This is a genomic window from Micromonospora tarapacensis (assembly GCF_019697375.1).
Lineage (GTDB): Bacteria > Actinomycetota > Actinomycetes > Mycobacteriales > Micromonosporaceae > Micromonospora > Micromonospora tarapacensis.
Genome location: NZ_JAHCDI010000004.1, coordinates 3880291 through 3900590, shown reverse-complemented (window position 1 = coordinate 3900590; position 20300 = coordinate 3880291). Strand labels below are relative to the sequence as shown.

At 72.7% G+C, this 20300-nt stretch carries 18 protein-coding genes; 13 read left to right on the top strand and 5 right to left on the bottom strand.

Annotated elements, in window-relative coordinates:
- Window positions 1-44: 44 nt before the first annotated feature.
- The gene (locus KIF24_RS23640; RefSeq protein ID WP_221085895.1) at window positions 45-1184 is read right to left on the bottom strand and encodes a GH12 family glycosyl hydrolase domain-containing protein; all 1140 of its coding nucleotides are present in this window, start codon (window positions 1182-1184) and stop codon (window positions 45-47) included.
- A gap of 356 nt (window positions 1185-1540) precedes the next feature.
- Between KIF24_RS23640 and KIF24_RS23635 the strand changes: the two genes are divergently transcribed.
- Both KIF24_RS23635 and ctaD read left to right on the top strand, forming a co-directional pair.
- Window positions 1541-2647 carry an FAD-dependent monooxygenase gene (locus tag KIF24_RS23635; protein WP_221085894.1) on the top strand — a complete coding sequence of 369 codons (1107 nt, stop codon included), beginning with the start codon at window positions 1541-1543 and terminating at the stop codon, window positions 2645-2647.
- Window positions 2648-2764: 117 nt separating this feature from the next.
- Complete coding sequence (gene ctaD / locus KIF24_RS23630; protein WP_221085893.1) at window positions 2765-4522, top strand: aa3-type cytochrome oxidase subunit I; 1758 nt, start codon at window positions 2765-2767, stop codon at window positions 4520-4522.
- Between the two features lie 450 nt (window positions 4523-4972).
- Here the strand turns inward: ctaD and KIF24_RS23625 are convergent, their stop codons facing one another.
- From KIF24_RS23625 to KIF24_RS23610, 4 genes are all read right to left on the bottom strand, one after another.
- Window positions 4973-6205, bottom strand: a complete 1233-nt coding sequence (locus tag KIF24_RS23625) for an MFS transporter (RefSeq protein ID WP_221087520.1) — start codon at window positions 6203-6205, stop codon at window positions 4973-4975.
- 71 nt (window positions 6206-6276) lie between these two features.
- Window positions 6277-6858, bottom strand: a complete 582-nt coding sequence (locus tag KIF24_RS23620) for an isochorismatase family protein (RefSeq protein WP_221085892.1) — start codon at window positions 6856-6858, stop codon at window positions 6277-6279.
- 17 nt (window positions 6859-6875) lie between these two features.
- The gene (locus KIF24_RS23615; protein WP_221085891.1) at window positions 6876-8159 is read right to left on the bottom strand and encodes a nicotinate phosphoribosyltransferase; all 1284 of its coding nucleotides are present in this window, start codon (window positions 8157-8159) and stop codon (window positions 6876-6878) included.
- 16 nt (window positions 8160-8175) lie between these two features.
- Complete coding sequence (locus KIF24_RS23610) at window positions 8176-10854, bottom strand: helix-turn-helix transcriptional regulator (RefSeq protein ID WP_221085890.1); 2679 nt, start codon at window positions 10852-10854, stop codon at window positions 8176-8178.
- 319 nt (window positions 10855-11173) lie between these two features.
- Here KIF24_RS23610 and KIF24_RS23605 point away from each other — a divergent pair, with 319 nt between their 5' ends.
- The 11 genes from KIF24_RS23605 (at window position 11174) to rdgB (ending at window position 20291) form a co-directional block, all read left to right on the top strand.
- Window positions 11174-12571: a P-loop NTPase family protein gene (locus tag KIF24_RS23605; protein WP_230415857.1), complete on the top strand. Its 1398-nt coding sequence runs from the start codon at window positions 11174-11176 to the stop codon at window positions 12569-12571.
- 155 nt (window positions 12572-12726) lie between these two features.
- Window positions 12727-13017 carry an ATP-dependent Clp protease adapter ClpS gene (gene clpS / locus KIF24_RS23600; protein ID WP_221085889.1) on the top strand — a complete coding sequence of 97 codons (291 nt, stop codon included), beginning with the start codon at window positions 12727-12729 and terminating at the stop codon, window positions 13015-13017.
- A gap of 2 nt (window positions 13018-13019) precedes the next feature.
- Complete coding sequence (locus KIF24_RS23595; protein ID WP_221087519.1) at window positions 13020-13514, top strand: DUF2017 domain-containing protein; 495 nt, start codon at window positions 13020-13022, stop codon at window positions 13512-13514.
- Between the two features lie 54 nt (window positions 13515-13568).
- Entirely contained in the window at window positions 13569-14057 is a 489-nt protein-coding gene (locus KIF24_RS23590; RefSeq protein WP_221085888.1) for a Mov34/MPN/PAD-1 family protein, read from the top strand.
- 61 nt (window positions 14058-14118) lie between these two features.
- Window positions 14119-14478 carry a MoaD family protein gene (locus tag KIF24_RS23585; protein ID WP_221085887.1) on the top strand — a complete coding sequence of 120 codons (360 nt, stop codon included), beginning with the start codon at window positions 14119-14121 and terminating at the stop codon, window positions 14476-14478.
- An 11-nt stretch (window positions 14479-14489) separates the two neighbouring features.
- Window positions 14490-15455 carry a PLP-dependent cysteine synthase family protein gene (locus KIF24_RS23580; protein WP_221085886.1) on the top strand — a complete coding sequence of 322 codons (966 nt, stop codon included), beginning with the start codon at window positions 14490-14492 and terminating at the stop codon, window positions 15453-15455.
- 268 nt (window positions 15456-15723) lie between these two features.
- A complete protein-coding gene (locus KIF24_RS23575) occupies window positions 15724-16470 on the top strand; it encodes an MBL fold metallo-hydrolase (RefSeq protein WP_221085885.1) in 747 nt (248 codons plus the stop codon).
- Window positions 16471-16560: 90 nt separating this feature from the next.
- Window positions 16561-17700: a glycosyltransferase family 4 protein gene (locus KIF24_RS23570; protein WP_221085884.1), complete on the top strand. Its 1140-nt coding sequence runs from the start codon at window positions 16561-16563 to the stop codon at window positions 17698-17700.
- On the top strand, window positions 17697-18875 hold the full coding sequence (locus KIF24_RS23565; RefSeq protein ID WP_331461256.1) for a glycosyltransferase: 1179 nt from the start codon (window positions 17697-17699) through the stop codon (window positions 18873-18875). The genes KIF24_RS23570 and KIF24_RS23565 overlap by 4 nt, the downstream gene beginning before the upstream one ends.
- A gap of 73 nt (window positions 18876-18948) precedes the next feature.
- On the top strand, window positions 18949-19677 hold the full coding sequence (gene rph / locus KIF24_RS23560) for a ribonuclease PH (protein WP_221085883.1): 729 nt from the start codon (window positions 18949-18951) through the stop codon (window positions 19675-19677).
- Complete coding sequence (gene rdgB, locus KIF24_RS23555; protein WP_221085882.1) at window positions 19674-20291, top strand: RdgB/HAM1 family non-canonical purine NTP pyrophosphatase; 618 nt, start codon at window positions 19674-19676, stop codon at window positions 20289-20291. The genes rph and rdgB overlap by 4 nt, the downstream gene beginning before the upstream one ends.
- Window positions 20292-20300: the final 9 nt, after the last annotated feature.

Genomic DNA, 20300 nt, shown 5'->3' with positions numbered 1-20300 from the left:
TGCGGTGGGGGTGCGGCTCGTGCCGTACCCCCACCCGGAGCCCATCAGGAGCGCGAGCAGGCGGCGCCGTTGAGGGTAAAGCTGGTGGGCGAGGAGTACCCCCCGTTCAGCGTGCCCTGATAGCCGAAGCTGGCCGTGCCGCCGGGGGCGATCGTGCCGTTGTAGCCGACGTTGCGGGCGGTCACCGATGATCCGCTCTGGCTCACCGTGGCGTTCCAGGCGTTGGTCACCTGCTGGCCGGAGGGCAGCGAGTACGCCAGCGTCCAGCCGTTGATGGTGCTCGACCCGGTGTTGGTGATCCGCACGTCGGCGGTGAAGCCGCTGTTCCACGAGTTCGGCGTGTAGGCCACCGCGCACGAGCCGCCACCCGACGGCGGGGGCGTGGTGGGCGGCGGGCTGCTCGGCGGCGGGGTGGTGGGGTTGCCGCCGCCGTTGACCGTGGCCGAGAAGTTGGTCACCGCCAGGCCGACGCCGCCCTGCCAGGGCTCGAAGCCGGCCTGGATGCTGGTCAGGTACCAGGAGTTGGTGATCGCGCCCCGGTTGCGGGTGTCGTTGATGAAGTCCAGCACGCTGAAGTTCAGGCTGGTGATCGCTGACGGTGCGACGTACGAGATGACGTTGTTGCCGCCGTTGTTGCCTCGCCAGACCTCCCAGCTCCGGCCGGCGATGTTGGCCGTGCCCACGGCCGAGCCGATGGGCTGGATCGGGCCCTGCCGGTTGAACCAGATCATGATCTCCATCTGGTTCACCCCGTCCCGCTTGGGCGACGGGTCGAGCCAGATGTCGTACGAGGCGTTGTAGGTGGCCCCGCTGACGTACCGGTAGTTGATGCTGCTGGTGGCGCTGCTGATCTGGCTGACCTGGATCGGCAGGTTGGTGCCGGGGGAGCAGTTGGTGTAGTGGCAGCCGACGAAGACCGACGGGTACGCGGTGGGCGCCCCGTTGGTCGGGCTGCTGCCGTTCTGGGTGGTGATCTCGAACCCGGTCCCGGTGACGTTGATGCACTGCTGGGCGGTGGTGCCCCAGCGGTTGTTCTGCACCACGTACCGGTTCTGGATCACCGTGCTGCCGTACTGGTCGCAGATCTGGGTGTCGGCGGAGGCGGTGCCGCCGAGGGCCACGGCGACGATCGAGCCGGCGGCGAGCAGGCCGACGGCCATGATGGCCCGCAGGGGACGTCTCATGATGCTCCTTGCGCTGCGACGTCCACCTGGACGCCGGGACGGATGCGGACGGAGCGGTCGGAACGCAACGCCGACGGGGGTGGCTCGGGAGCGCTCCCATGCTCATCGTTACATTTACATACTTGAAACAAAGGGCGCAACTGGTGAGGGCGAATGGTGCCGAATATGACGTGTGTCACGGACGGGACCATCGGCTACCCGGTCGTCCCCAGGTGGCCGGTGGCCAGCGCCGACGGGGGCAGCAGCCGCCGCCGAGGGGGTCCGGGGCCGGCCGGTCGCCTCTGGTGTGCGCCGATTGCGCCGAGTAGTGTCTTGCCTCCAAAGCGTGCCGAATCCCCCCGGAGGCGTACACCCCCATGCGTGGCTCCCCCCTGCGCATCCTCGTCGTCGGCGCGGGCATCGCCGGTCTGGCCGTGGCCCGGGCGCTGCGCCTGGCCGGCTTCCGGCCCGACCTCACGGACAAGGCGCCGCCGGGAGACCTCACCGACGCCGGCCTCTACCTGCCGGGCAACGCGGCCCGCGCGCTGCGCCGGCTGGACCTCGACGGCCCGGTACGCCCCTTCGGGCAGGTCATCCACCGGCAACGTTTCCTGGACTCGGCCGGCGCGCCGCTGTGCGAGGTCGACCTCGACACGCTCTGGGCCGGGGTCGGCGAGTGTCGCGCGCTGCCCCGCTCCGACCTGCACCGGGTGCTGTTGAGCGGGGCCGGTGGCGCGGTCCGGCACGGCGCCGAGGTGCGCACCATCGACCTGCTGCCGGCGGCCGTCGGCGTGACCTTCGTCGACGGCACCCAGACCGAGTACGACCTGGTGATCGGCGCCGACGGGCCGCGCTCCGCACTCCGTGCGCTGGCCGCCCTCGGCGGTCCGCCCCGCCCTGCCGGGCAGGTGGTCTACCGCGCTGTCGTACGCGACGGCCCGGTGATCGACGAGTGGACCGCCCTGCTCGGGCGGCGCTGTGGCTTCCTCGTGGTGCCGATCGGCGCCGGCCGGCTGCACTGCTACGCCGACGAGGCCGGCACCGAACTGCCGAGCGACCCGCTGGCCCGGCTGCGCGAGCTGTTCGGCGACTACGGCGGCCCGGTGCCGGAGGTGCTCGACGCGCTCGACGGGGTGCGCGCCAGCACCACCGACGAGGTCGAACTCGGACGCTGGTACCGGGGTCGGGTGCTGCTGGTCGGTGACGCCGCCCACGCCACCGCGCCGACGCTGTCGCAGGGCGCCGCGATGGCCCTGGAGGACGCGGTGGTGCTCGCCGAGTCGCTGCACGCGGCGGGCAGCGTGGAGGCGGCGCTGACCGCGTACGAGAGCCGCCGCCGGCCGCGTACCCGATGGGTGCAGGACCGGACCCGGGACCGTAACCGCACCCGCGACGTCCCGCCGGCGCTGCGCGACCCGCTGCTGCGCGGTCGCGGCAACCGCATCTTCGGCGAGCACTACCGGTTGCTCCTCGGCCCGCTGTGATCCACCGCTGACGACCCCACGCGGTGCTGTCACCTGCCGGGGACTATCCTCCTTGCGGATGACGGCCCGCCGAGCCAGCGCGTGCCGAGCGGGACAACCCAGAACCGGAGGCCACTCGTGACCACCGTCGCACCCAAGCCGGTCGTGACCCGGCCCTGGCCGGTCCGGGAGCCGGTCAAGGGGTCGGCTATCGCGCGGCTGTTGCGGACCACGGACGCGAAGCAAATCGGGATCATGTACATGGTCACGGCGTTCGTGTTCTTCATGATCGGTGGCCTGATGGCCCTGATCATGCGGGCCGAACTGGCCCGGCCCGGGCTGCAGTTCCTGTCGCCCGAACAGTACAACCAGCTGTTCACCATGCACGGCACGATCATGTTGCTGTTCTTCGCGACGCCCATCGTGTTCGCGTTCGGCAACTACGTCGTGCCCATCCAGATCGGCGCTCCCGACGTCTCGTTCCCGCGCCTGAACAGCTTCGCCTACTGGCTGTACCTGTTCGGCGGCACCATGGCCACCGCCGGTTTCCTCACCCCGGGCGGGGCGGCGGACTTCGGTTGGACCGCATACACCCCGCTGAGCACCAGCGAGCACGCCCCGGGCGTCGGCGCCAACATGTGGGTGGTCGGGCTGGCCATCTCCGGTTTGGGCACCATCCTGGGCGCGGTCAACCTGATCACCACGATCCTGACCCTGCGCGCGCCGGGCATGACCATGTTCCGGATGCCGATCTTCACCTGGAACATGCTGGTCACCAGCCTGCTGGTGATCCTGGTCTTCCCGCTGCTGGCCGCCGCGCTGTTCGCGCTGGCCGCCGACCGCCTCCTCGGCGCGCACGTGTACAGCCCGGAGACCGGCGGGCCGATGCTCTGGCAGCACCTGTTCTGGTTCTTCGGTCACCCCGAGGTCTACATCATCGCGCTGCCGTTCTTCGGCATCATCAGCGAGATCATCCCGGTCTTCTCCCGCAAGCCGATCTTCGGCTACAAGGGCCTGGTCGCCGCGACCATCGCCATCGCCGGCCTGTCGATGAGCGTGTGGGCGCACCACATGTTCGCCACCGGCCAGGTGCTGTTGCCGTTCTTCAGCTTCCTGAGCTACCTGATCGCCGTGCCGACCGGAATGAAGTTCTTCAACTGGCTCGGCACGATGTGGCGGGGCCAGATCAGCTTCGAGACGCCGATGCTGTGGTCGGTCGGCTTCCTGGTCACCTTCCTCTTCGGTGGCCTGACCGGCGTGCTGCTGGCCGCCCCGCCGATCGACTTCCACCTGCACGACTCCTACTTCGTGGTGGCGCACTTCCACTACGTGCTCTTCGGCACGATCGTCTTCGCGGTCTTCGCCGGCATCTACTTCTGGTTCCCGAAGATGTTCGGCCGGATGCTCGACGAGCGGCTCGGCAAGATTCACTTCTGGCTGACCATGATTGGCTTCCACACCACGTTCCTGGTGCAGCACTGGCTGGGCAGCGAGGGCATGCCCCGGCGATACGCCGACTACCTGCCCGGCGACGGCTTCACCACGCTGAACATGGTCTCCACGATCGGCGCCTTCATCACCGGCATCTCGACGTTGCCGTTCCTCTACAACTGCTGGAAGTCGTACAAGGCCGGCCCGGTGGTCGAGGTCGACGACCCGTGGGGGCACGGCAACTCGCTCGAGTGGGCGACCAGCTCGCCGCCGCCGCTGCGCAACTTCGACCGGATGCCGCGGATCCGCTCCGAGCGGCCGGCGTTCGACCACAAGTTCCCCGAGCTGGCCGCCGGGCACACCCTGGCCGGCCCGCCCGAGGGCGGCTCCAAGCCGCTGACCAGGGAATCCGACGGCGGTGCCAGCTACACCGAGGACGTCGCCAGCGACCTCGACCGGCACTGACCCACCAGGCGGCAAAGACGGGCGCCGTCCCCTTCCTGAGGGGGCCGGCGCCCGTCCCGCCTCGCGTGCCTGACCGCCTGGCCGCGGGTGCGACTACCTCCCGTTCGAGGTCCACTCTACGTGACGAAGATGCTCTCCGGCGGAGGTCACCCTCTGTGATGTCACCGCCCGCCTCCATCTATCGCTCTATCGGTCCTTTGCTCTGCTTCAATCCACGCAGCAGCTAAGGAGCTGCTGCGATGTGCCGACGCGGTGGGGAACCGGCAGTGAGACCGATATACGGAAAGTAATTCGTTGCGTCCGTTGAAGCAGAGCAAAGGAGGCGCATGGGAGGGGTGCGCCGGTGGCCGGCGGCAACTCAACGTAGTGGTCGGAGGTCAAGGTGGCCGCGGCCCGGTTCTTCGCCCGCGAGGTGCGGGCCAACCCGGAGCGCGGTAGCCGCCGGTGGCGTCAGGAGGCGGCGGGCGTGAGGGCGGGCGCGGTGTTTCCGCCGGTGTTCGCGCTGGTGGCTGCCACGTCGGCGCGGCGGTGGCGCAGCTCGATCGGCAGCACCGCGAGGGCCACCAGGGCGCCGATCGCGCCGGTGACCGCGAAACCCCACAGCGGCGCCGAGACGTCGATGACCGCGCCGGCCAGCGGCGCGCCGACCGCGATGCCGACGGTGACCGCCGAGCCGTGCAGGCCCATCGCCTCACCGCGGACGACGGCCGGGGCGAGCCGGCTCACCGCGTCGGAGGTGGCCGCGATCGTCGGAGCGCAGAGCGCGCCGGCCGGGATCAGGGCCAGGCAGAGCAGCCACCAGTGCGAGCCGCCCAGCCCGACCGGGATGGTGCACAGGCTCAGCACCCCCATCAGCGCCACCGGGGAGAACGAACGGCGGACGGCGCCGTAGGCGAAGCCGCCGACCAGCGACGCCACCGCCCAGACGGAGAGCACCGCGCCGGTGAAGCCGACGTCACCGTTCTCCCGGAGCACGGCGATGACCGCCACGTCGGTGCCGCCGAGCACCAGGGTGGCGGCAGCACTCACCGCGAACACGGCAACCAGCCGCGAGGTGAGCCACTGCCGTCGGGCGATCCGCGGCTGCGGCCCGGTCGTCGCCTCGCCGGCACTGCGCACCGGCGGGTCGAGCAGCCACAACACCACACCGGCGGCGACGATGCCGGCGCCGACCAGGTAGAGCGTGAGGCGGGCGGAGATGGTGGTGACGCCCACCGTGGCCAGGGCGGGGCCGATCATGAACGACAGCTCGACCGACATCGAGTCCAGGGCGTACGCCGGACGGCGCTGCTCCGCCGGCACCAGCGCGGCTACGGACTGCCGGATCACCGAGAAGATCGGCAGCGCCAGCAGACCGGCGAGGAACGCGGCCGGCAGCAGCAGGAAGTACGACAGCATCGGTGCGGCCGACCAGAAGATGGCCTCGGCCACGGCGGTGAGGACGAGGACGGGACGCAGGCCGCGACGGTCCACCAGGCGGCCGAGCAGCGGACCGCCGACCGCCGCGCCGACGGTGATCGCGGCACCGACCAGCCCGGCCGCGCCGTAGCCGCGCCCGAGATCCTGCACCACGTAGAACGTCAGCGTGACCCCGGTCGCGGTCAGCGGTACCCGCGCCAGCACCGCCACGAGCAGCAGCGACCGCAGGCCGGGCAGGGCGAGCGCCTCCCGGTAAGGCTTCATGTTCACGTCGGTCCGTACCTCCGCCGGACATCCTCGACCGGAGGTACGACACTCGCCAACGGATTATCGGCTCATGCGGCCCTGATCACAGGAGCGCCGTGGGTGGTGATCCCGGCGCCTTCGAAGGCGCGTAGCGCGACGTCGGTGGTGTCCGGCGCGACGGCCGCGGTCAGGTCCAGCAGCACGGTGGTGGCGAAGCCCTCGCGGGCGGCGTCCAACGCGGTGGCCCGCACGCAGTGGTCGGTGGCGATGCCGACGATCTCCACCCGGTCCACGCCGTGCCGTCGCAGCCAGTCGGCCAGGCCCTCGCCACCGTCGGCGTGCCCCTCGAACCCGGAGTACGCGGCGGCGTACTCGCCCTTGTGGAAGATCGCCTCGATCCGGTCGGTGGCCAGCTCGGGATGGAACTCCGAGCCGGGGGTGCCCACGACGCAGTGCCGGGGCCAGGTGCTCACGTAGTCCGGCGCGTCGGCGAAGTGCATGCCGGGGTCGACGTGGTAGTCCTTCGTCGCCACGATGTGGTCCCAGCGCGCCGGCTCGGCGGCCAGCAACCGGGAGATCCCGGCCGCGACACCCGCACCGCCGGCCACGGCCAGCGAGCCGCCCTCGCAGAAGTCCTTCTGCACGTCCACGACGATCAGCGCGTTGCTCACCGACTTCACTCCTCTCACTAGGCCGGCACCACGGTGACCGGGATGGCCGGATCGCCCGCGGAGAGCTTGAGGCCCTCCCACGGGATGGAGATCAGGCACTGCCGCAGGTGCTCCCGCGACTCGTCCAGCGTCGGCAGGATCACCGGCTCGCCGTCCACGACGTACGACCGTTGCAGCAACCGGTCGTTGGCGCGGCGGTCCGGCACCCCCTGCGGGACGACGACCTCCTCGGTCGCGGTGCCGGTCGGCTTGTGCCGGCGGACGGCGACCTTGCGACCGCCGATGGTGGCCTTCTGTTCGGACCGCTTGACCACCGGACGGCCCTCGACCTCGACCAGCTTGTAGACCAGACCGGCGGTCGGCGCGCCGGAGCCGGTCACCACGGCGGTGCCGGCGCCGTACATGTCCACCGGCTCGGCGGCGAGCGCCGCGATGGCGTACTCGTCGAGGTCGCCCGAAACGATGATCTTGGTTTCGGTGGCGCCGAGCGAGTCCAGCAGTTGCCGGGACTGCTGGGCGATCACGGCCAGGTCGCCGGAGTCGATCCGGACCGCCCGCAGCTCCGGCCCGGCCACCTCGATCGCGCTGCGGATGCCCTGACTGATGTCGTAGGTGTCCACCAGCAGCGTCGTCTCCTTGCCCAGCGTGGCGACCTGCGAGGCGAACGCGGCCCGCTCGTCGTCGTGCAGCAGCGTGAAGGCGTGCGCGGCGGTCCCCGCGGTGGGGACGGCGTACCGCTGGCCGGCGGCCAGGTTGGAGGTGAACCGGAACCCGGCCAGGTAGGCGGCGCGGGCCGCCGCGACCGCCGCCTCCTCGTGGGCCCGGCGTGACCCCATCTCGATCAGCGCCCGGCCGCGGGCCGCGGTGACCATCCGCGCCGCGGCGGCGGCCACCGCGCTGTCGTGGTTGAGCACCGACAGCACCAGCGTCTCCAGCACCACGCACTCGGCGAAACTGCCGGAGACGGTCAGGATCGGCGAGCCGGGGAAGAACAGCTCACCCTCGGCGTACCCGTCGACGTCGCCGGTGAACCGGTAGCCGGCCAGCCAGTCGGCGCCCAGCGCGTCGACCACGCCGGTGCGGAGCAGGAAGTCGATGTCGGCCGGGTCGAAGCGGAACCCGCGGATCAGGTCGACCAGCCGGCCGGTGCCGGCGACCACGCCGTACCGGCGACCGGCCGGCAGCCGGCGGCTGAACACCTCGAACACGCAGCGGCGGTCTGCCGTGCCGTCCCGTAGGGCGGCACTGACCATGGTCAGCTCGTAGTGATCGGTCAACAGGGCGGGACGAGGGGTGTGCACATCCCCAGCCTAGGGTTCAGGTCGCCGCCGTGCCGTCATGGCCCGGGATCGTCCGCAGCGCCGCCCTGAGGTCGGCCCGGCCGGTCACGCCGAGCTTGCTGTAGATGCGCTGCAGGTGGTTTTCCACCGTGCGGGCGGAGAGAAACAGCTGCTCGGCGATGGCCCGGCTGGTCCCGCCGTCCGCCGCGAGTCGGGCCACCTCCCACTCCCGCTCGGTCAGGGTCGGGGTGGCCGCCCGCAGCGCCGGAGTGTGCACCATGTCACACCAGCCGAGCATGCTGGCGAGCTGTTCCCGGGCATCGGCGACCTCCGGCGACCGCCGCAGCCGCAGCAGGTGCACGGCGCCGGCCGCGGCCTCGGCGGCCGGGAGTGCGAGCCCCAGTGCCATGAAACCGTCCGCAGCGGCCAGCAGCTGCTCCGGCGACCCGTCGGCCGCCGCGCGGGCGTGCCGGGCCAGCAGCGGCGGCAGTTCCCCGTCGACCTGCTCCGACAGCTCGGTGAGCCGTTGGGCCACCGAGCGGCGGCTGCCATCGGAACACCTCGGCCCCGTCGATGCCCCGGCTTGGCCCAGCCGCACCAGGTCGTGCAGCACCAGGGTCTCGTGCCCGGTGAACCCGTCGGCGCGCACCCGGTCCACCAGACCGTGCAGCCGGGTCACCGCGCCGGGCAGGTCGCCGCCCGCGGCGAGCGCCGCCGCCCGGGCCTGTTCCAGCCACGGATACAGCACCCCCATGCTCGGCGAGTGGAGCCGGTCGGCTTCGGCGATCGCCTCGGCCGCCTGCTGGGCGTCGCCGCGCAGCGCGGCGGCCTGTGCCCGTTCGGCCTGGGCCAGTCCCGCATAGACCCGGCTGGTCGCCAGGACCGCGCAGGCGCCGAGCGCCGCTTGCAGCGCCGTGTCGCTGCGCCCGCGCAGCCGCGCCGCGTACGCCCGGAGGATCGCCAGGTAGCCGGTGCCGAGCCGGAAGTCACCCGCGTCGGCGAGGTCGGCGAACTCGTCGGCGACCAGCGTGTCGATGCCGGCCAGGTCGCCGGACAGGGCCAGTCGGGTGCCCCGGGCCAGTTCCACGGCGAGTTGGAGGTACGGCATGTCCGCCCGCCAACTGGCCACCTTCGCCTGCACCAGGTCCACCGCCGCGGCGCTGCGGTACAGCTGTCCCTGCACCGCCTGAAGATGGGCGATGGTGCAGCGGGCCAGCTCGCGGGCGGCCACGCTGGCCGCCGGCCGGTCCAGGACGCCCTGGGCGAGCCGCAGTGCGGTCGGTGCGTCCAGCCGGTGCAGGCGCATGATCGCTTCGAAGGCGCGGACCCGGGCCTGGGCGGCGGAGTCGGTCAGCTTCGTACCCTGCGCGGCGATCTCCTCCACCGTCGACGACTGGCTCAACCCCCAGTAGCTCACCATGCCGCGGACGGTCAGCCACCGGCTGAGCCGCTCCTCCTGGCCGGTGTCGGTGGCGACGGCGTCGAGCACGCCCAGCGCCTCGGCCGGCCGGTCGGCGAACATCAGGATGGTGGCCAGCAACTCGGCCGCGTCGAATCCGCCCCCGGCGTCGAGGGCCGCGCGGGCCAGCCGGGTCGCCAGCGGTACGTCGTAGCGCGCGAATGCCTCACCCGCCGCGGCGATCAGCATCGCCGGGTCCTGCGCGGTGCCGGAGTCCAGCCGCCACCTCGCGACCCGCAGGAGGTCCTCCCGTCGTCGCTTGCCGACCTTCTCCAGCAGATCGGCGAGGTGCGCCTGCAACCGGCGGGTACGACTGACCGGGCACTGCCGGCGTACCACCTCGCCGTAGAGCGGGTGGGCCAGCCGCACGTCGAGCCGCCGGTCGGACTCCACCATCTGGATCAGCCCGCGTTCCTCGGCGAACTCCACGTCGGTGGTCTCCACCGCCTGGTGCAGCAGTCTCAGGCCGAGCGGCTCGCCGAACGCGACCAGCTCGACCACGGCCCGCACCCCCGCAGTGAGCTGGCCGATCCGGATGTCGATCAGCTCGGTCAGGCTGGGGGCCAGCTCCAGCCGGCCGGTCCAGGCCCAGACGCCGTACTTCTTGGTGAACTCGCCGCCGTTGTTGGCGGCGTGCACCAGCTCGCGCAGCAGCAGCGGGTTGCCGGCGCTGAGCCGACCCAGCCGGTCGGCGGAGCTGCCGTCCACCTGGCCGCCCAGGATGGCGGCGAGCAGCCCGCTGGTCTCGGCCGGTGTCATCGGGCTCAACTCGGCACGCTCGACCAGCCCGTCCGTCCACAGCGCCCGGATCGGCAGCGGGATCTGCTCCCCGTCGCGCAGCGTGCCGACCACGAAGGAGTTCTCCGCGCGGGCCACCAGGTGCACCAGCGCGGCCGACGGCGGATCGAGCAGGTGCGCGTCGTCGACCGCGAGCACGATCCGCCGGCCGGCGGCCTGCTGCTGCAGCACGTCGACGGCCCAGCGCAGGATGCCCGCCGGGGACAGGCCCTGCGGCTGCTCGACGGGGAGCACCTGGACCAGGCCGCCGAAGGCCATCGCGGCGGTGGTCGCGCTGGCCGCGATCCGCCAGACGGCGTACTCCTCGCCGGGGAGCGCCTCGACGCCCTCGTGCAGCAGCCGGCTCTTGCCGATGCCCGCGCTGCCGGTGAAGAAGATGCCCCGGCCCCGGGTGCCGGTCACCGCCAACCGGAGACGGTCGAGTTCCTCAGCCCGGCCCACGAAGCTCCACCGACTCATTCGCGCAGCATATCGATGCAACTGCCAGCGGACCGGTAGCCAGGGCGGGTGAAGTTGAGTAGCCGTCGAGTTACCCGTGAGTACCGCAATTGTCCCGATCCCGACGCCGGCACCTTTACTCTTCCGGAATCCGGGTGTCGTCACCGGATGCACACCGCGACCGGCCACGCCGGTCGCCTTGCCTCGGAGGCCGCCGCCTGATGAAGCCGGGCCCTCTTCACGACCTCGGCACGCCCGACGACGCGGCCGGGCCGCCTGGTCGCGACCCCTCCCGGAGCGGCTCGGCGTCTCCGGCACCGGCGCGAGCGAGCCGCTGGCGGTGATCGCCGCGGGTCCCGCCGCCGCCGGACGCGCGAGCGTGCTCGCCGCACTGCTGGAGATCGACGCCGCGATACTCACCGCGCCGGCCGGCAGCTGGCTGGTCGTGCGCCACTCCGCGAAACCCACCCGGGCCGCCTACGTGCCCGGCTACCGGTTGCCGCACTCCTACCGGCCGGACCTGCCGGCCGCCGGGCCGGCGCTGGCCAGGCCGCCCCGCCGGGTCGAGCTGAGCCTGCCCGAGCCGTTGCTGAAACGCTTCGTCCTGGTCGACACGCCGGACATCGCCGCGCCGGGTCCGGCCGGCTCCGGCGTGCTGCTCGACGCGGTGGGTCGGGCCGGCGCGCTCCTGTTCGTGATCGCGGCGGACCAGACCTTCAGCGCAGCCGAGCTGAGCCTGCTGTCCGAGGTCGCGGGGACTGCGGTGCGGGTCTTCTTCGCGGTCACGCCGGGCGTCGACGGTTGGGCGGCGGTCGGCGAGGCGCGGCGGCGATGCAGGGTTCGGGGAGTCCGGGGGCCCGGCGGTGGATCCGGTCGCGGTCACCGTCGAGGCATACCGGGCCGCGCTGCTCGCCGCCGTGCCCGGGCTGGCCGAGGCCCGCTGGTTCGCGATGGTCAGCGGCGGTGCGGCCGACCTGAAGCGGGCGCTGGTCGGGTGGGCGTCGGACGAGGGCTGCGCCGCGCCAGCCTGGAACCGCCCGAGTTGCCCGGCGCGCATGGCCGGGTGCCGGTGCTGGCCGAGCCGGGTGAGTGGGCCGAGCGGTTGGACCGGCAGGCCCGCACCGCCGCCCAGCGCATCCGTCAGCACCTCGCGCTGGAGCTGGCCAAGATGCACCTGCGGGTGGTGCAGGAGATCGTCTTCGGGGTCGGTTGCGCCGGCCTTCCCCAGCTGCTCGACCGGGAGATGGCGGCGCTGTCGCTGCTGGCCACCGCGCAGTGCGACCACCACGCACGGGAACTCGTGGACGACGTCGCGGGCCGGCTCTTCGGCACGCCGCTGCCGGAGGGTGTCCGCCGGCGCATCGAGCAGGCGGTCCGCTGGGGCTGGGCCGACGACACCACCGGGCAGGAACTGGAGCGGGCGCTGCTCGTCACCAGCTCCGCGGGGGTGACGTCGCTGACCGGCGCCGCGGCGATCGACGTGCTGTCCGCCTATCCCGCGCCGGCCCGCGCGGCGGTGCTCCCGCCGGTCGCGGTGGCGCTGGCCGGCGGCTGCTGGCAGCACTGGCGCGCCCCCGGCAACAACGACACGAGCGCCGCGCGGGCCTGGGCCCAACGGGCGCTCCGGGAGATCGAACTGGAACTGTCGCGGGAGGTCGCCCGCCGGTTCGAGGCGATCCGCCGCTCGCTCGGCACGGTGCTGTCGGATGCCGCCGAACACGGCCTCCTGCTCGCCTGAGGGTTCCGCCGTCCACCCCGCCGGCAGCGCCGGCGGGGTGCACGTGCGCTGCCCGGGTGACCGGCCGCGGTGGCGGCGCGGCCGTCGGCGGCGTTCCGGGCCGGTCCGGCGTTCCGGTTCCTCGGTTCCGCGGATCCGGTGGCACGATGGGAGGCATGGCGGCTCCGCAGGTTGCACCGGTCGAGACTCCGGACACCGATGAGGTGCCGGCTTCGGACCGGCCGTGGGTGACGATCGTGTGGGACGACCCGGTCAACCTGATGGCCTACGTGACCTGGGTGTTCCAGAAGCTTTTCGGTTACAGCCGGGAGAGGGCCGAGCAGCTCATGCTGGACGTGCACCACAAGGGCAAGGCCGTCGTCTCCAGCGGTGCCCGGGAACGCATGGAACACGACGCCTCCCAGCTGCACGCGTACGGCCTGTGGGCGACGGTGGACCGGTCGTGAGCATGTTCCGCCGCCGGGGTGACCGGTACGTCGCCACCTTCGCCATGGACGAGGTGCGGGTGCTCCGCAAGGTCGCCTCCGAGGTGGTCGGCCTGCTCACCGAGGGCTTCGACCACTCCGACCCGGTCGTGTGCCGGCTCTTCCCCGAGGCGTACCCCGACGACGCGACGGGCACCGCGGAGTTCCGCCGGTACACCGAGGGCGACCTGAAGACCAGCAAGATCGATCAGGCCGGGGCGATCCTGGCCGCGTTGCCCGGCGACAGCGGCGGGGAGGTGCGCCTTGACGCCGAGGCGGCCGAGGCGTGGCTGCGGGCACTCAACGACGCCCGGCTGGCGATGGGCGTCCGGCTGGAGATCAAGGACGGGACGGACCTGGGCGTGGAACTCGACGACGCGGTCTCCGACGATCCGACCTCCAGCCGGGTGTTCCAGCTTTCGGTCTACGCCTATCTTGGCTACCTCCAGGAATCCCTGCTCAACGCCTTGATCGACTGACTGTGACCGGCGCCGCCTCGCGGTTGGCCGCCGCCGGGCGCTACGCTTGGCGGCGTGCTGAGCATCGACCGGTCGATCGTCGACGCGATCGTCGCCCACGCCCGCCGGGATCATCCCGACGAGGCCTGTGGCGTGGTGGCCGGCCCCGTCGGCAGTGACACGCCGACCCGGCACATCCCGATGGAGAACGCCGCCCGCTCGATGACCTTCTACGAGTTCGACTCGATGGAGCAGCTGCGGGTCTGGCGTGAGATGGACGACGGGGACGAAGAGCCCATCGTCATCTACCACTCGCACACCGCCACCGAGGCGTACCCGTCGCGGACGGACATCTCCTTCGCCGGTGAGCCGGGCGCGCACTACCTGCTCGTCTCCACCCGCGAGCCCGACACCGAGGAGATCCGCTCCTTCCGGATCGTGGACGGCGTGGTGACGGAGGAGCCGGTGCGGATCCTCGACGCCGGGGTGGATCCGCACGCCGTGCAGTCCTACATGTTCGGGCAGAGCCCGGCGACGGTCGACTACGAGTGTTCGGGCCGCTGACCCTCTCAGCCCCCGCACGCCCCTTCCCGTCACCGAGCACCCGATCGAGGAGTACGACACCATGGCCATCGAGGTTCGCATCCCCACCATCCTGCGCAGCTACACCGGCGGCACGAAGGTCGTCGAGGGCAGCGGCGACACGCTGGACGACCTGCTCACCGACCTGGACTCCCGGCACGGCGGGCTGCGCGGGCGGCTGGTCACCGAGGCCGGCGCGCTGCACCGCTTCGTCAACGTCTACGTCAACGACGAGGACGTTCGCTTCCTCGGCGCGCTGGACGCCAAGCTCAACGACGGCGACAGCGTCACCATCCTGCCCGCGGTGGCCGGCGGCGCGTTCGGCTTCGCGGCCGCCGCGGCGATCGCGCAACACGCCGCCGCCACGTCGGCCGGGCGCCGGGCGCCCGTCGCGGCTGGCTGAGGCGGCCCGCGATGGCGCGGTACGACAGCCTGCTGGACGCCTGCGGCGGTACGCCCCTGGTGGGGCTGCCCCGGCTGTCGCCGACGGTGCCGGACGGGGCGCCGCCGGTGCGGCTCTGGGCGAAGCTCGAGGACCGTAACCCGACCGGCAGCATCAAGGATCGAGCGGCCCTGTTCATGGTCCGGGCCGCCGAGGCCGCCGGACGGCTCCGGCCGGGCGACACGATCCTGGAGCCGACCAGCGGCAACACCGGCATCTCCCTGGCCATGGTGGCCAAGCTGCGCGGCTACCGGCTGGTCTGCGTGATGCCGGAGAACGTCTCCAGCGAGCGGGTGCAACTGCTGCGGATGTACGGCGCGGAGATCATCTTCTCGTCGGCGGCAGGCGGCTCCAACCAGGCGGTGGCGACCGCCAAGCAGATCGCCGCCGAGCACCCCGACTGGGTGATGCTCTTCCAGTACGGCAACGAGGCGAACGCCCGGGCGCACTACGAGACGACCGGCCCCGAGCTGTTGCACGACCTGCCGACCGTCACCCACTTCGTGGCCGGCCTGGGCACCACCGGCACCCTGATGGGCACCGGGCGATACCTTCGCGAGAAGGTCGAGGGCATCCAGGTCATCGCCGCCGAGCCGCGCTACGGCGAGTTGGTCTACGGGCTGCGCAACATCGACGAGGGGTACGTCCCGGAACTCTACGACGCGACCGTGCTCACCCGGCGGTTCTCCGTCGGCACCCGGGACGCGGTGCTGCGTACCCGGCAGTTGGTGGAGGTGGAGGGCCTCTTCGTGGGCTTCTCCACCGGTGCGGTCCTGCACGCCGCGTTGGCGGTGGCGCACGAGGCGGTGCGCGACGGCCGCCGCGCCGACGTGGCCTTCGTGGTCAGCGACGGCGGCTGGAAGTATCTGAGCACCGGGGCGTACGGCGGCACGCTCGCCGACGCCGAGGCGGCGCTCGACGGTCAGCTCTGGGCCTGACCTGCGCGGGGAGTGGCATCGACGAGGGTCACCGGCAGGCCGCCGGTGGCCCTCGTCGCGTCGGTCCGTCCGGACCGGCCACTCCGGTGAGTGGGACTCGATCGGACGGCCGAAACCCGGTGTCACGTTGATGACAACTTCCAGCAGATCATTCTTGCCCTCGCGTGGGCGGGCGTAGGCTGCGCAGCGTGGCGTACGCGTCGGTAGTGATCATGGCCGGAGCGGCGGCCAGCACGATCACTACCTACCGTGACAGCGAGACAACTCGATGCGACTGACCGTCCTGGGCTGTGCGGGCAGCTTCCCCGGACCCGAGTCCCCCTGCTCGGCCTATCTGGTCGAGGCCGAGGACTTCCGGCTCCTGGTCGACTTCGGCTCGGGCTCGCTGTCCACCCTGCAGCGTTACGCCGGGCTGCACGCCCCCGACGCGATCCTCCTGACCCACCTGCACTGCGACCACATCCTCGACGCCGCGACGTACGTGGTGGTGCGACGGTACGCACCGGACGGCCCCTACCCGCCGCTGCCGGTCTACGCCCCGGCCGGCGCCCCGGACCGGCTCGCCGCCGCGTACGGGCAGGAGGACAGCACGGTCGAGGACGTGTACCAGTTCTATGCGCTGCAACCCGGCACCTTCCCGATCGGCCCGTTCAGCGTCACCGTCGACCGGGTGCTGCATCCGGTGGAGACCTACGGGGTGCGCCTGGAACACGGCGGGCGGGTGCTCTGCTACTCCTCGGACACCGCCCCCTGCGAGTCCCTGCTGCGCCTGGCGCAGAACGCCGACGTCTTCCTCTGCGAGGCCAGCTACCTCGACGGCGTCGACAACCCGCCGGACCTGCACCTCACCGGCGGGGAGGCGGGCGAGGCGGCGTCGAAGGCCAACGTCGGGCGGTTGCTGCTGACCCACCTCGTCCCCGCCTGGGGCAGTGAGGCGCACACGGTCGCCGCCGCCTCCGCCGCGTACGCCGGCCCGCTGGAAGTGGTCCGCCCCGGCGCCAGCTACGAGATCTGACCGGCCCGACGCGGGTTCGTGCCGCACTGTTCGCCGGCCCGTCAGCCGGACGTCTCCTGGATCTTCGCTGGTGCCCCCACGGTGGGAGGCATGCGGATCGCCATCGTGACCGAGTCGTTCCCGCCGGACGTCAACGGTGTCGCCAACTCGGTCGTGCGGGCCGCCGAGCACCTCGTCGCCCGCGGCCACCAGCCGCTGGTGATCGCGCCCGCCCCGCCGGGGACGCTGAGTCGTGACACCGACCGGTATCCCTACCCGGTGGTCCGTATCCCGAGCGTGCCGCTGCCGCGCTACCAGGGCTTCCGGCTCGGCGTGCCGACGAACAACCGGCTGGCCGGCGTGCTGCTGGAACACGCACCCGACGTGGTGCACCTGGCCAGCCCGTTCATCCTCGGCAGCCGCGCGGCCGTGCTCGCGGCCCGGCACGGGTTACCCACCATCGCCGTCTACCAGACCGACGTCGCCGCCTATGCCCGCGCCTACCGGGTCGGCTGGGGCGAGGCCGCGGCCTGGCGGCGCCTGCGGGAGATCCACAATTCGGCGTGGCGCACCCTGGCCCCCTCGACCTGGGCCGCCGCCGACCTCGCCGCCCACGGGGTGCAGCGGGTCTGGCTGTGGCGCCGGGGTGTCGACGCCGAGCGCTTCCACCCCGACAGGCGCTGCCCCGACCTGCGCCGGACGTTCGCGCCCGGCGGTGAACTCCTGGTGGGCTACGTCGGGCGGCTGGCCCCGGAGAAGCGGGTCGAGCTGCTCGCCGCCACCGCCCGGCTGCCCGGCGTCCGGGTCGTCGTCGCCGGCGACGGTCCGGCCCGCCGCCAGCTCGAACGGGACCTGCCCGGCGTCCGCTTCCTCGGCGTCCAGCACGGCGACGCCCTGGCCCGGTTCTACGCCAGCCTCGACGTGTTCGTGCACACCGGCCCGCACGAGACGTTCGGCCAGACCGTCCAGGAGGCGCTCGCCAGCGGGGTACCGGTGGTCGCGCCGGCCAGCGGCGGACCGGTCGACCTGGTCGACTCCGGCGTCACCGGGCTGCTCGTGCCGCCGGAGGACGGCGAGACCCTCGCCGCCGCCGTGGCGGAACTGGCCGCTGACCACAGCCGCCGCGCGGAGTACGGCCGGGCCGCCCGGGCGGCGGTCGCCCGGCGCAGCTGGAGCGCCGTCGGCGACGAGCTGATCGGGCACTACGAGGCGGTGCTGGCCGGGATGCCGGCGATGGGCCTGTCGGCGTGAGGACGACCACCACCGCCCGGCCGGCACGGATCGTCCGGGTGGCCAACTTCGTGACCGGCCGCTCCGGTGGCCTGCGGACCGCGCTGCGACACCTCGGCGAGGGCTACCTCGCCGCCGGGCACGAGCCGGTGCTGGTCCTTCCCGGCAGCAGGTACGGCGACACCCGTCGCCCCTGGGGCCGCGAGGTCACGCTGCCCGGCCCGGAGCTGCCCGGCACCGGTGGCTACCGGGTGCTGACCGACCGGCGGCGGCTGGCCCGGGTCCTGGGCGACCTGGCCCCTGATCGGCTGGAGGTCTCCGACCGCAGCACCCTGCGCTGGATCGGCCGCTGGGCCGGTGCGCACGGGGTGCCGTCGGTGATGGTCTCCCACGAGAGCCTGACCGGCCTGCTCGGCCAGTGGCGGCTGCCGGATGCCGCCGCCCGGCAGGTCGCGGACCGGCTCAACCGGGAGACCCTGCGCCGCTACGACCGGGTCGTCTGCACCACCCGGTGGGCGGCCGAGGAGTTCGACCGGCTCGACGGGCCGGGCGCCGACCTGGTGCCGCTCGGCGTCGACCTGTCCACCTTCCATCCCCGGCGCGCCGACCCGGTGCTGCGCGAGCGCTACGCCGACCACACCGAGGTGCTGCTGGTGCACTGTGCCCGGCTGTCCGTGGAGAAGCGCCCCGAGCTGGCGCTGGCCGCCCTCGCCCGGCTGCGTGCCGACGGCGTGCCCGCGGTGCTGGTGATGGCCGGCGACGGGCCGCTGCGGCCGGCGCTGGCCCGGCGTGCGGCGGGCCTGCCGGTGCACTTCACCGGCTTCCTGCCGGACCGGGCGACCCTCGCGGCGCTGCTCGCCACGGCGGATGTGGTGCTGGCGCCCGGCCCGGTGGAGACCTTCGGCCTGGCCGGCCTGGAGGCGCTCGCCAGCGGCACCCCGGTGGTGGCCAACGCCGCCAGTGCCCTGCCCGAGGTGATCGGGCCGGGCGGGCGGGCCGCCGACGGCACGCCGTCGGCGATCGCCGCGGCCGTGGTGCGTCTGCTGGAACGGTCCGAGGTGGATCGGCGCACGGCTGCCCGTCGCCGGGCCGAGGAGTTCGGCTGGCCGGGCGCGGTCACCGGCTTCCTGCGCGCGCACGGCATCGACACCGGTCAGCCGTCCGGCGATCCGTCGTTGACGGTCACCTCCCGGTGATCCAGGCGGCCGGTCGGCGCGGCTGAGCGGCACCCGGGCTCGGTCCGCTCGGCGCACCGCATAGGGTGCAGGCATGGCGCGACCTGACGGGCGGCGACCCGACCAACTTCGACCCGTGACCCTGACCCGTGGCTGGAGCACCCATCCGGAGGGGTCGGTGCTGGTCGAGTTCGGCGCGACGCGGGTGCTCTGCACCGCGAGCGTGACGGAGGGCGTGCCCCGCTGGCGCCGTGGTTCCGGCCAGGGCTGGGTCACCGCGGAGTACGCGATGCTGCCCCGGGCCACCAACACCCGCTCCGACCGGGAGAGTGTCAAGGGCCGGGTCGGTGGGCGTACCCACGAGATCTCCCGGCTGGTCGGCCGGAGTCTGCGGGCGGCCGTCGACCTCAAGGCGCTCGGCGAGAACTCGATCGTGCTCGACTGCGACGTCCTACAGGCCGACGGCGGCACCCGGACCGCGGCGATCACCGGCGCCTACGTGGCGCTGCACGACGCGGTGAGCTGGCTCGCCGCACGTAAGGCGCTGGCCGGCAAGCCGGAGAACGTGATGCACCGTTCGGTGGCCGCGATCAGCGTCGGCGTGATCGACGGCGCGCCGCGGCTGGACCTGTGTTACGAGGAGGATGTGGCCGCCGAGGTCGACATGAACGTGGTCTGCACCGGCACCGGGGACTTCGTCGAGGTGCAGGGCACCGGCGAGGCCGGCGTGTTCGCCCGCAAGCAGCTCGACGACCTGCTCGACCTGGCCGTCCTCGGTTGTCTTGACCTCGCCGAAGCCCAGCGGAAGGCGCTCACCCCATGAACACAGTCCTGCTCGCCACCCGGAACCGCAAGAAGCTGATCGAGCTGCAGCGGATCCTGGACGGGGCGCTGGGCGCGCACCGGGTCGCCCTGATCGGGCTGGACGACGTCGAGGCCTATCCGGAGCTGCCGGAGACCGGGCTGACCTTCGGCGAGAACGCGCTGATCAAGGCGCGGGAGGGCTGCCGGCGTACCGGTCTGCCGACGATCGCCGACGACTCCGGGCTGGCCGTCGACGCGCTCAACGGGATGCCGGGGGTGTTCAGCGCCCGCTGGGCCGGCCGGCACGGTGACGACCAGGCCAACCTCCAACTGGTCCTCGACCAGATCGGCGACGTGCCGGACGAGCACCGGGGCGCCTCCTTCGTCTGCACGGTCGCACTGGTGCTGCCCGGCGGCAAGGAGCACCTGGTCGACGGCCGGCAGGCGGGTCGGCTGCTGCGCGCCCCGCGTGGCGACGGCGGCTTCGGTTACGACCCGATCTTCCTCGGCGACGGCCAGGACCGCACCAACGCCGAGCTGACCCCGGAGGAGAAGGACGCCATCAGCCACCGCGGCAAGGCGCTGCGCGAGCTGGCCGCCCTGGTCGCCAAGGTGCTCCCACCCACACCCTGACCACCCGGC